This window comes from Chryseobacterium indologenes (assembly GCF_018362995.1).
GTDB classification, from domain to species: Bacteria; Bacteroidota; Bacteroidia; order Flavobacteriales; family Weeksellaceae; genus Chryseobacterium; species Chryseobacterium indologenes_G.
Genome location: NZ_CP074372.1, coordinates 1,861,350 through 1,873,008, shown reverse-complemented (window position 1 = coordinate 1,873,008; position 11,659 = coordinate 1,861,350). Strand labels below are relative to the sequence as shown.

Genomic DNA, 11,659 nt, shown 5'->3' with positions numbered 1-11,659 from the left:
ATGTTAAAGAAAATTATAAAAAGACCCGTATTGGCAACGGTGATCTCCGTATTGCTTGTTATTCTGGGGATCGTTGGTATGGTGAGTCTACCAATTACCAAATTTCCAGACATTGCACCGCCTACCGTTATGGTAACCGCTGCCTATCCGGGAGCCAATGCTGAAACAATCGCAAGGTCTGTAGCTCCACCGTTGGAAAACGCAATCAATGGAGTAGAAAATATGGACTATATTACTTCTACAGCAAGTAACGATGGTACATTGAGTATTACTGTTATTTTTAAACTGGGAACAGATCCTGACCAGGCGGCTATTAACGTGCAGAACAGGGTAGCTCAGGTGACCAACCAGCTTCCTGCAGAGGTAATTCAGGCGGGAATAACCACGGTGAAAAGACAGAACAGTATGATTGCAATGGTTTCCCTGACAAGTAAAGACGGAAAGATGGACGACCTTTTCCTTGAAAACTATGCGAAAATCAACATTGTTCCGGAACTGAAAAGGGTGAAGGGAGTAGGAGATGCAATGGTGTATGGAAATAAAGATTACTCCATGCGTATCTGGCTGGATCCTAATAAACTGACTTCGTACAATCTTACTCCGTCTGATGTTTCCCGTGCCATTCAGACTCAAAACCTTGAAGCAGCACCCGGGAGATTGGGAGAGAGAAGTAAAGAGGTAATGGAATATGTTCTTCGGTACAAAGGAAAATTTACAGAACCGGAACAATATGAAAATATCACCATCAAAGCATTGAATGACGGCTCAGTTTTAAAATTAAAAGATATTGCTAAAGTAGAATTCGGGGCTTACAGTTATACGGTTTCTTCCAATTATAATAAAAAAGCTTCCGTAACGATGGCGATTTTCCAGATGGCAGGTTCCAATGCCAATGAGGTGCAGATCGCTCTTCAGGAAAGAATGAAAGAACTGGAAAAATCTTTCCCGGCAGGAATGGATTATGAAATTCCATACGCAACAAAAGACGCGTTGGATCAGTCCATAGAACAGGTGATTCATACATTGATAGAAGCATTTATTCTGGTATTCATTGTGGTGTATATATTCCTTCAGGATTTCCGTTCCACCCTGATTCCGGCTATTGCAGTTCCGGTATCTATTGTAGGAACGTTCTTCTTTATGAAGGTTTTCGGATTCTCTATTAATATTCTTACATTGTTTGCTTTGGTACTGGCAATCGGTATTGTAGTGGATGATGCTATTGTAGTTGTAGAAGCCGTTCATGCCAAGATGGAACATAAAAAACTGAATCCGAGAGCAGCTACCATGTCGGCAATGAGTGAGATTACAGGAGCTATTGTTTCTATTACGTTGGTCATGTCTGCGGTATTCGTTCCGGTAGCCTTTATGAGTGGTTCTACAGGATTATTTTACCAGCAGTTTGCATTAACACTGGCGATTGCAATTGTAATTTCAGCGATCAATGCATTGACACTGAGCCCAGCATTATGTGCTTTATTCTTAAAGCAACACCATCCCGGAACGTATGAAAAAATGAATTTCAAAGACCGTTTTTTTGCAGGTTTTAATGCAAGTTTCAATAAACTGACTTTCCGTTATGGAAAAGCTGTATTGTTCCTTTTAAAAAGAAAATGGGTGGCCTTGATCATAATTGTAGCCTTCGGAGGTTTGTTCGCATGGATGTCTATGACAACACCTAAAGGATTTATTCCCGATGAAGATCAGAGTTTCATTATTGTAACAGCAAATCTTGCTCCTGGAGCATCAAAGGACAGAACTTCAAAAGTGGTCTCCGATACAGAAGACTTATTGATGAAAAATCCTGCTGTGGACAAGGTAATTTCAGTAGACGGATTAAACCTATTCAGTGGTTCCATGTCTTCTTCAGCAGCTTCTATTTTCGTTAAATTAAAAAAAGGAGACGAGAGAGGAGCCGTGAATAACATCAATGATATCATAGGACAAACGCAGGGAATGCTTTCTCAGGACAAAAGGGCCAATTTTCTTGTGATTAATACGCCTACGGTAGACGGTTTCGGAAATACGAGTGGTATGGAGCTTGTGCTTCAGGACCGTACCAACGGAGAACTTCAGAATTTAGGTAACATCTCTTATGGAATGATGGGAGCTTTGATGCAGAGACCGGAGGTAGCGGTAGCATTTACCACCTTCGATGTTACATATCCGCAGTTTGAAGTATTGGTAGATGAAGTGAAGTCTGCTCAGCTGGGTGTGAATGTTTCTGATGTACTGGGTGTGATGCAGGGATATTATGGAAGTATTCAGGCTTCGGATTTCAACAGATTCGGAAAGTATTACAGAGTATTGGTGCAATCCACTCCAGAGACAAGACAGGATAAAGAATCCCTGAACGGAATTTTTGTTAAAAATAATCTAGGTCAGATGGTTCCTATTAATACATTGGTAAGCCTGAAGCAGGTAACAGGAGCTGAGGTTGTAGACCGTTTCAATCTATTCAATTCATCCAACTTAACGGTAATGGCAGCGCCTGGATACAGTACCGGGCAGGCTATGGCCGCAATTGAAGAGGTGAGCAAGCAGGTACTTCCTCCGGGATATACTTACGATTATAAAGGAATGAGCCGTGAAGAAGCAGGTTCAAGCTCGCAATCTGTTATGATCTTCGGGTTATGTATTGTATTTGTATTCTTTCTTTTATCAGCGCAGTATGAAAGTTATATTCTTCCGTTAGCTGTATTGATCGCTATTCCGGTAGGTTTATCAGGAGTATTTGTAGGAATTACTTTCGCGGAATTATCCAATAATATTTATGTACAGATTGCTTTGGTGATGCTGATCGGGCTTTTGGCAAAGAATGGTATTCTGATCGTAGAATTTGCGATTCAAAGACGCAGAGCAGGAAAAAGCCTTATTGCATCTGCTGTGGAAGGAGCAAAAGCACGTTTACGTCCTATTTTGATGACCTCTCTGGCATTTATTACAGGATTGCTGCCCTTGATCTTTGTGGTAGGACCTTCAGCTATGGGGAACCATTCTATCGGATATGCTGCAATTTCAGGGATGCTTTTCGGAACAGTCTTAGGAATTTTTGTGGTTCCGGTTCTTTTCGTGGTATTCCAGGCTTTGCATGAGAGAATCAATGGAAAGGTAGTAACAGATGCGGATTGGGAATATTAATTCAAATGATTTTAAAAATGAAAATTAAAAATATTGCATATATCGCATTCATTTCAGGGACGGCAATTTCCTGTAAAGTTCAGAAATATGAACAGCCTGATATAAAAATGCCCGCAGCTTTCAGAAGTGATAGTATTGTTTCAGGGCAAAATGAAAATATTGCTAAGATCAGCTACAAAGATTTTTTCAAAGATCCGGTTCTAGTAAGCTTGATTGATAAAGCTATGATGCAGAATAATGACCTTCAGGTGGCTTTAAAACAGATAGAATTTGCATCCCTGGCTTATACTCAAAGTAAATGGGGGAATATTCCGACCGTAAGTGCCTCTGCCAACGCGAATATCAACCGTCCTTCAGATAACAGTATGAATGGAATGATGGCCGGACAGTTCATGGGAAAAAGGTATATGGAAGATTATACAACTTCTCTTAGTTTTTCATGGGAAGCAGACATCTGGGGCAAGATCAAAGGAAGAAAAGAACAGGCTTTGGCAGAATATCTTAAGACACAGGAAGCAGCAAAGGCGGTAAAAACACAAGTGGTGTCTGCGGTTGTACAAGGATATTATAACTTGTTAATGCTGGATACTCAGCTGGAAATTACAAAAGCTAATCTGGCTTACGCTGACAATACCCTGAAGTTTCTGGCTAAACAACAGGAATTGGGATTAACAACAGCTTTGGCAGTACAGCAGCAGGAAATTGTAAAAGATCAGATTCTGAAATCAATTCCTGCTATTGAAAGTTCTGTTATAACTCAGGAAAATGCCTTGAGTCTGCTGACCGGTTCTATGCCAGGGAAGATTGAGAGAAGCGCAGGCCTGAACAATGTACAGTCTCCGGATCAGATTGCTGCAGGAATTCCTTCAGAATTATTAAGTTACAGACCAGATATTAAAACAGCAGAACTTGAAGTCAGAAAAAGTGCAGCAGCGATTCATGTTGCCAAAATGAGTATGTATCCGTCACTGAATATTACAGCGCAGGGTGGTGTAAATGCGTTCCAGATCAGTAAATGGTTCAGTGTTCCGGGATCACTTTTCGGAATGGTAGCAGGAGCTGTAGCCCAGCCTATTCTGAATGGAAAACAGTTGAAAACGCAGTATGAGCAGTCTAAAGTAGTCGCTGATCAGGCCGAGCTCAACTTTAAACAGTCTGTTTTAAAAGCGGTAGGTGAAGTTTCTGATGCATTGGTACAGATCCAGAAACTGGAAGAACAGCAGAAAATTGCAGAAGGACTGGCTATGAAATCCGGTGAAGCAGTGAAGAAGGCTGATTTATTATTTAAATATAATTCAGCAACTTATGTAGAGGTGATCATTGCTCAATCAAACAAACTTCAGGCAGAATTAGAACTGGCTTCTCTGAAAACCCAGAGACTGAATGCTATTACAGCTCTTTACCGCTCTTTAGGTGGCGGATGGCAATAAAGTAAAATTGAATCTGCTTCGTCTGTAATGATGAAGCAGCTTTTTAATCCATTATCATTATGAAGACAAATATACAGGAGGGGATCATTTTAATCCCGGATTTCAGCGGATTTACCGAATTTGTATTCAATACAAAATTGTATACAGGCGAGTATATTGTAAGACAGCTATTGTCTACACTGATTGATGTGAACGATCAGTATTTTGAAATTTCCGAGATTGAGGGGGATGCCATTTTATTTTACCGTTATGATGAGAATCCGTCTTATCAAAGCATTTCAAAAATGCTGTGGAAGATGAGAAGCGCCTTCAACAGAAAGATAGAAGAGTTGAGTAAGAGTTTAAGTACTACCATTGATCTGGCTCTCAAGTTTATTGTTCATTATGGATCTTTTTCACAATACAATATTGGAAACTTCAGAAAGTTATATGGGAAAACGATTGTGGAAGCCCATCAGCTTTTGAAAAACGGACTGGCAGAACAGCCTTCTTATGCCCTTTTCAGTAATTCTTTCCTCGAAAACAGCAAAAACAAAGAATCTGATTTTAATAAAGATCCGCGTCGTCTGCCTGAAGTAGGCGTTATCCATTATTTTGAAAATTTAAACTAGCATATATTTTTTAATATTATTCCTTGTAAATTTGCTATTGCTAGCGGCCCGGGTGAGATCCGGGCTTTTTTTGTTTGTGAGAGTTTTGGAAATTTAATGAATGAACAACTCATTTTCATAATAAAAGATTCACGCATTCATGGAAAATTATAAAGTTTTTTAATAAAATTTAAATTACAGATAAAATGCGTTTTTAAGAATATTTATTACGGAAATGATTTGTATTGTGTTGCTTTATTGAAAATTTTTCACTGTTTTCTAATTTGTGCTTCTGTTTTTAGTTTATATCTTATTGGAAATTAATCATTTATTTTATTTTTTTTACTTTTTGATGTAACAAACTTGTGAAGATAATGGTCTTATAGAAAAAACTATAATTTCACATGAAAGTAATCTTATTTCCAATAGCAATACTAGCAGGTTCATTTGCAATGGCTCAGCAGGCTCAGGCCCCGTCAGCAAAGGATACTGTAAAAGGAAATACAAAAGAAATAGAAGCGGTTACTCTGGTTGCCAGAAAACCGACGGTAGAATCTAAAGTAGACAGAACTGTATTTAATGTAGCGAATAGTGCAATTCTGGCAGGAAATACAACATGGGACGTTCTTAGAATGACTCCTCTGGTAAGCATCGATAATAATGATGATGTAAAAGCCGAAGGGCAGATGGTCACCGTATACATCAATGATAGAAAATCAGTTTTTACAGGGAAGGAATTAAAGGAATATCTTAAGACAATTCCTGCTGATAACCTGCTGAAAATTGAAGTGATTACCAGTCCTTCATCAAGATATGAAACATCAGGTTCTGTGATCAATATTGTCCTGAAAAAGAGAGATGATGAAGGATTGAAAGGAAGTATCTCGCTGAATAACAGACAAAGTACAAAGAATTCACAATACACGAATTTTAACCTGAATTACCATAAGAAAAAGTTTACCCAAACTTTTATTGGAAGCTACAGCAACGGAAATTATGTGCAGAAAACCCAGACCTGGGATAACCGATTTGAAGGTAACAAGCTTACCCAGTTTAATCTGGAAAACATAATGAGAAATGAAAGCCCGTCTCTTTCCTCTACCTCAGAGTTTGAAATTAATGATAAGAATAATTTCGGACTTGTTTTGGAATACTCACAGAACAGAAATTTACTTTCAGCAGAATCTGACGGGATGACTAAAAAAGATGGTGATCCCGGTGAATCTTTTCTCCAGAGTCAAAATAACTGGGGATTCAGCCGTAATTTAGGGACAAATGCTTTCTATAAATACTATGATAAAGAAAAGAACAGAATTTTAGATATTAATTTAGGAACCAATTATTCCAGTAATGACAATGATAATTTGATTGACAAACAAATTAATAAACAGGGGGTGATAACGAATCAGCAGCTGGGATCAATCAGTTCCAATCAGATGCGTAATTACTATTTAAAAGTAGATTATACACAGCCTTTTGGTAAAAAAGGAGGTACTATGGAAGTCGGGGGAAAAACAGAATTGAACAATCACGTTATTCCTAACAGTCTCTATGGATTAAGTATTGATAATGGTACACCGGAATACGCTAATCTATCCAAGAATGATATATTCCATTATGAAGATCATCTTAGCTCTTTATATGCCAATTACAGCAAAACATTTTTCGAAAAACTGGAAACAAGAGTCGGAATCCGATATGAATACATTGATTATAAAGTAAGACAGGATGTGGCAGGTACAGAGAGAAGAGATTCTTACGGAACTTTTCTGCCCAATCTATTGCTGAAATATAATTTTTCAGAGAAATTTGATTTGAGTCTTACCTATAACCGAAGCATCTGGAGGCCGTGGTATTCGGAATTTAATCCTTTCGTGATGCCGGAAATTAACGGGACGTATTCCAGAGGAAACCTTTATCTGAATCCTAACCCGAATGACCGTCTTTATCTGAAATTCGGAATTTTGAAAAAGTATTTTATTTCTGCAAGATATATGCATACCAATCAGGATTATTGGACGACCTATGTAACGGAAAACGGAAGAACAGTTTCGTTGCCGGGCAATTTTGATGGGAAAGTTGAAAAATATTACCTTTTTGCCAATACCAATCAGAATTTCCTGAAAAATAAACTGAACGTAAACGCCGGATTTGGATGGTACTATATTAATAATAAAGATTTTAACGAGAAAAATAATCTGGGTGCCAAAGACTATATCAGTTATTGGGGAGCTTCTGCGAATGTTTCCTATACGAATATGTTCAATAAAAATATTAACCTGAGTGCGTGGGTGGAACTTGCCAATCAAAACAATGGAAACTCATATGCAAACAATACCAATGTTTTCCACAATATTTCAGTCACCAAAATATTCCCGAAAACCCAGATGGAACTGAGCATGCAGCTGATGAATATTTTTAAAAGACCTTATGGTGATAACACAACTTACAGCCAGGACGGGACTTTCAGAGAGTATTCAAAATGGGATTGGTACGGAGTTTCTCTTACGTTTGTGAAGCGTTTCGGAAACCAGAAGGTAAAAGAAAATACAAAAACCGATGTTGAGAAAAACGGCGGCGGCGGAAAATAATTCAAGATTTGTCAGATAAAAATAAAAGCAGGTTTCAATTTGGAGTCTGCTTTTATCTTCCTAAAATATTTATGCTATAGCAAAAAATCTACACTGAAGTTTTTGAACCATTAAGAGTATATTAAGTTGTTAAGATTATTAAGAGAATGTCTAAAGACATTTATCAGGTGCAACGCTTTATTCAAATTTATTTGAATCTTAACTTTTCTTCATTACTTAAAAACTCCTTAATGGTTTAAAAAGCTTTTGGAGTTTGAATATTTGAGCATATCTAAATTTAGAATTTTTATTTTTAACGCAAAGTTTTACGTTAAGATACTTTTGAATTTAAAGGGAGCAAAGATGGAATCAATAAGATTGATTTTTTCTAAGCATTCGTATCATCCATTAGCTTCATCCGCGACATTGTCGCTTACTTTGCTTCCTCAGATAATAGATTGAATTCAATAATCTTTGCGTTTAAATAAATAAAAAAAACAGATCCCAATTTGGAATCTGTTTGCATTCTATCAAATAATTATTAAATAGAGTTTATACTCTTAACTCTCAGTTTTTATTTAAGTGTAAATTTCACTTTCGTTTTAATGGCATCAGAAGAATTTCCAATCAGTGCTTCAAAATCTCCCGGTTCAGCTACCCAGTCATGCTTTTGGGCATCAAAGAAACTTAAAGCTGTTTTATCAATAGTGAAAGTAACTTCTTTCTGTTCTCCGGGGTTCAAATATACTTTTTCAAAACCTTTCAGTTCTTTTGCAGGACGCGGAACCGATGATTTTAAATCACTGATATACAATTGGGCAACTTCTGCACCTGCCTTTTTACCTGTATTTTTCACTGTTACTGTAAACGTAATTTTTCCATCCTGTGAAATGGTGGTCTGGTCTGCTTTTGCCTTTCCGAATTCAAAAGTCGTATAGCTCAATCCATGTCCGAAACTGAACAGAGGTTTTATGTTTTTAGTATCATGCCAGCGGTAACCTACAAAAACACCTTCGTTGTAAGTGATATTGATAGGGTTTTTCTGATCCTTACCTTTTCCTGCAGCCAATTCATCTTTCTGTCCCGGATATTCTCCAAGTTGATGAGCTGAATTGTCTTCAAGTTTTACAGGGAATGTAAATGGAAGTTTTCCTGACGGATTTGCATCACCTGCCAGAATAGAGGCAATTGAATTTCCCGCTTCAGAACCCAGGTACCACGACTGTAAAACGGTTGGAACTTCTTTAATCCACGGCATAGCTACAGCATTTCCGGACACCAAAACAACGGCAAGATTTTTATTGGCTTTTGCCAGAGCGGAAATCACGTGATCCTGATTATAAGGAAGTCCATAGCTCTTTCTGTCATTTCCTTCACTGTCCTGGAAGTCTGCTTTATTCAATCCTCCAACAAAAATAACATAATCTGATTTTTTTGCCAATTCTACAGCTTCATTCAGTAGTTCAGCTTCAGAACGGGTATCTTTTAAATCCTGTCCGGATTTTACGCCATTATATTCACCTCCGATATCTCCTACATAACCTCTCGCATACTGTACATCAGCCTGTTTTCCAAACCTGTTTTTGATTCCGTCCAGAGGAAGGGCTTCGTATTTAACTTTCAATGAGGAAGAACCTCCACCCACAGTCATTATTTTAATGGCATTTTCTCCAATAACTGCTATTTTTTTAGCTTTATTAAGATCAATAGGAAGAATATTTCCCTGGTTTTTTAAGAGAACAATTCCTTCTTCACCAATTTCTTTTGCAACCGCTTTATGTTCCTCAGAAGCAATATTCCCGAAAGGTTTGTTGCGGTTCATTGTTGTTTTATAGGCAAGACGAAGTAATCTTGTTACTTTATCATCAAGTTCTGTAGTACCTACTTTTCCGGCTTTAATCAGGTCAAGATAAGGCTTTGCCAGATAGTAATTGTCGTAGGCATTTTTAGTTCCGGCAGAAAGTCCGTTGGTCCAGGATCCGAATTCCAGATCAAGACCGTTGTGAATGGCCTGTTCCGTATTGTTTACAGCACCCCAGTCAGAGACTACAACCCCTTTATAGTTCCATTCTTTCTTTAAAATATCATTTAACAGATATTGATTCTGGCTGGCATACTGACCTTTGTACATATCATAAGCACCCATGATGGTCCATGAATCACCTTCTGTTACCGCAGCTTTGAATGCAGGCAGATAAATCTCATAAAGCGCTCTGTCATCTACATTCACATTGCTCGTATGACGAAACATTTCCTGATTGTTCAGGGCAAAATGTTTTACAGAAGTTGCCACCCCATTAGATTGTACCCCTTTGATGTAAGGAACTACCATTTTTGAGGTCAGATAAGGATCTTCACCCATATATTCAAAATTTCTTCCGTTCAGTGGAGTTCTGTAAATATTCACTCCAGGTCCCAGAAGGATATCTTTTTTTCTGTAACGGGCTTCTTCACCCAAAGCTTTCCCATAGTTCCATGACATTTTTTTGTTCCATGTTGCGGATAAAGCAGTCAGGGCAGGGTAGGCGATAATAGAGTCGTTGGTCCATCCGGCCTGATCCCATTCGTCCCACATTACTTCCGGACGTACCCCGTGAGGACCGTCAGTGGTCCAGAATTCCGGAATTCCTAGTCTCGGAACACCCGGTGAACTGAATTTCGATTGTGCATGAAGCATTGCCACTTTCTCTTCCAGTGTCATTCTTGATAATGCATCCTGAATACGCTGTTCCACAGGTTTGGATTCATCTAGATAAACAGGGAGGGTAGTATTAGTCTGAGCCATATAAGAAGCAGAAATAAAGGTGAATAAACTTATAATGACGGTTTTCTTTAACATGATGCCTTTCTATTTGATTAAAAACAAAAGTAAAGAAAATTTTTTATTATCTCAAATTGAGAAAATAAATTTTAGTGAATAAAAAAACTGTCCACATATTTTGCAGACAGCTCATTGTTGAATATTTTTTATTGATACAGGTGGAAAAAATGAAAAAAGCAGATTGCAAAGATGTTATCTCTCAAACCCTCATACTCTCAAACCCGTATCCCGAATCTCGACATCCTCTCACTCATTACTCCCATCCTTTCACAGCCCCGCCTTTGAAAATCTCTTTAGCTTTCTTTTCCACTTCCGGAGACTGGTAGGCTTTTACAAAGTTTTTTACTTTCTGACTGTTTTTATTATCCTGTCTGGCCACCACAAGATTCACGTACGGTGAGTCTTTATCTTCAATCAGTACACCCTCTTTTTCAGAATCTAATCCCGCCTGAGCAGCAAAATTGTTATTAATAATTCCTACAACAACATCTCTGTCATCTAAAACTCTTGGAATTTGGGCTCCTTCAATCTCCATGATTTTCAGCTGCTTTGGATTTTCTATAATATCTGTTACTTTTGGCAGAAGTCCTACCCCTTCTTTTAATTTCAGCAGACCTCCTTTCTGCAGAAGAAGGAGGGAGCGTCCTCCATTGGTTGGGTCATTGGGAATTACAATAGTATTGCCTTCCTGCAGTTGGCTGATATTTTTAATCTTCTTTGAATACGCTATAATGGGATAGACAAATGTATTTCCTACAGGCACGAGGTTGTATCCTCTTTGCTTTGACTGTTCTGTCAGATAAGGAAGATGCTGAAAAGCATTGGCATCAATATCACCGTTTGTCAGCGCTTCATTGGGAACTACATAATCATTGAAAGGAATAAGCTCCACTTCCAGATTATATTTATCTTTAGCTACTTTTTTGGCAACCTCAGCAATTTCCTGTTCCGGACCATAGGTAATCCCCACACGGATAAAGTTCGGATCATCTTTTCTTCCCGAACAAGCACTGAACAATAATATTCCTGCAGCTATTACACCAAAAATCTTTATTTTTTTCATTCTATTTTTTTATTTAAATGATAGTAAGGCAGAGAACGAAAATG

Annotated in this window: 6 protein-coding genes; 4 read left to right on the top strand and 2 right to left on the bottom strand. The window is 38.0% G+C overall.

Going from position 1 to position 11,659, the window contains the following annotated elements:
* From DYR29_RS08405 to DYR29_RS08390, 4 genes are all read left to right on the top strand, one after another.
* Positions 1-3,141, top strand: a complete 3,141-nt coding sequence (locus DYR29_RS08405) for an efflux RND transporter permease subunit (protein WP_213280111.1) — start codon at positions 1-3, stop codon at positions 3,139-3,141.
* Positions 3,142-3,158: 17 nt separating this feature from the next.
* Complete coding sequence (locus DYR29_RS08400; protein ID WP_249413653.1) at positions 3,159-4,571, top strand: efflux transporter outer membrane subunit; 1,413 nt, start codon at positions 3,159-3,161, stop codon at positions 4,569-4,571.
* A 59-nt stretch (positions 4,572-4,630) separates the two neighbouring features.
* Positions 4,631-5,182: a DUF2652 domain-containing protein gene (locus DYR29_RS08395; RefSeq protein ID WP_047388034.1), complete on the top strand. Its 552-nt coding sequence runs from the start codon at positions 4,631-4,633 to the stop codon at positions 5,180-5,182.
* Positions 5,183-5,565: 383 nt separating this feature from the next.
* Positions 5,566-7,752: an outer membrane beta-barrel protein gene (locus DYR29_RS08390; RefSeq protein ID WP_213280109.1), complete on the top strand. Its 2,187-nt coding sequence runs from the start codon at positions 5,566-5,568 to the stop codon at positions 7,750-7,752.
* A gap of 553 nt (positions 7,753-8,305) precedes the next feature.
* Here the strand turns inward: DYR29_RS08390 and DYR29_RS08385 are convergent.
* Both DYR29_RS08385 and metQ read right to left on the bottom strand, forming a co-directional pair.
* Positions 8,306-10,516: a glycoside hydrolase family 3 C-terminal domain-containing protein gene (locus DYR29_RS08385; RefSeq protein ID WP_425394634.1), complete on the bottom strand. Its 2,211-nt coding sequence runs from the start codon at positions 10,514-10,516 to the stop codon at positions 8,306-8,308.
* Between the two features lie 289 nt (positions 10,517-10,805).
* Positions 10,806-11,615, bottom strand: coding sequence for a methionine ABC transporter substrate-binding lipoprotein MetQ (metQ, locus tag DYR29_RS08380; RefSeq protein ID WP_213280107.1), 810 nt, complete (start codon positions 11,613-11,615; stop codon positions 10,806-10,808).
* Positions 11,616-11,659 lie beyond the last annotated feature (44 nt).

Coding starts and splice junctions, on each gene's coding strand:
- metQ (WP_213280107.1), bottom strand. CDS start 11,615: ATGAAAAAAATAAAGATTTTTGGTGTAATAGCTGCAGGAATATTATTG.
- DYR29_RS08395 (WP_047388034.1), top strand. CDS start 4,631: ATGAAGACAAATATACAGGAGGGGATCATTTTAATCCCGGATTTCAGC.
- DYR29_RS08405 (WP_213280111.1), top strand. CDS start 1: ATGTTAAAGAAAATTATAAAAAGACCCGTATTGGCAACGGTGATCTCC.
- DYR29_RS08400 (WP_249413653.1), top strand. CDS start 3,159: ATGAAAATTAAAAATATTGCATATATCGCATTCATTTCAGGGACGGCA.
- DYR29_RS08385 (WP_425394634.1), bottom strand. CDS start 10,516: ATGGCTCAGACTAATACTACCCTCCCTGTTTATCTAGATGAATCCAAA.
- DYR29_RS08390 (WP_213280109.1), top strand. CDS start 5,566: ATGAAAGTAATCTTATTTCCAATAGCAATACTAGCAGGTTCATTTGCA.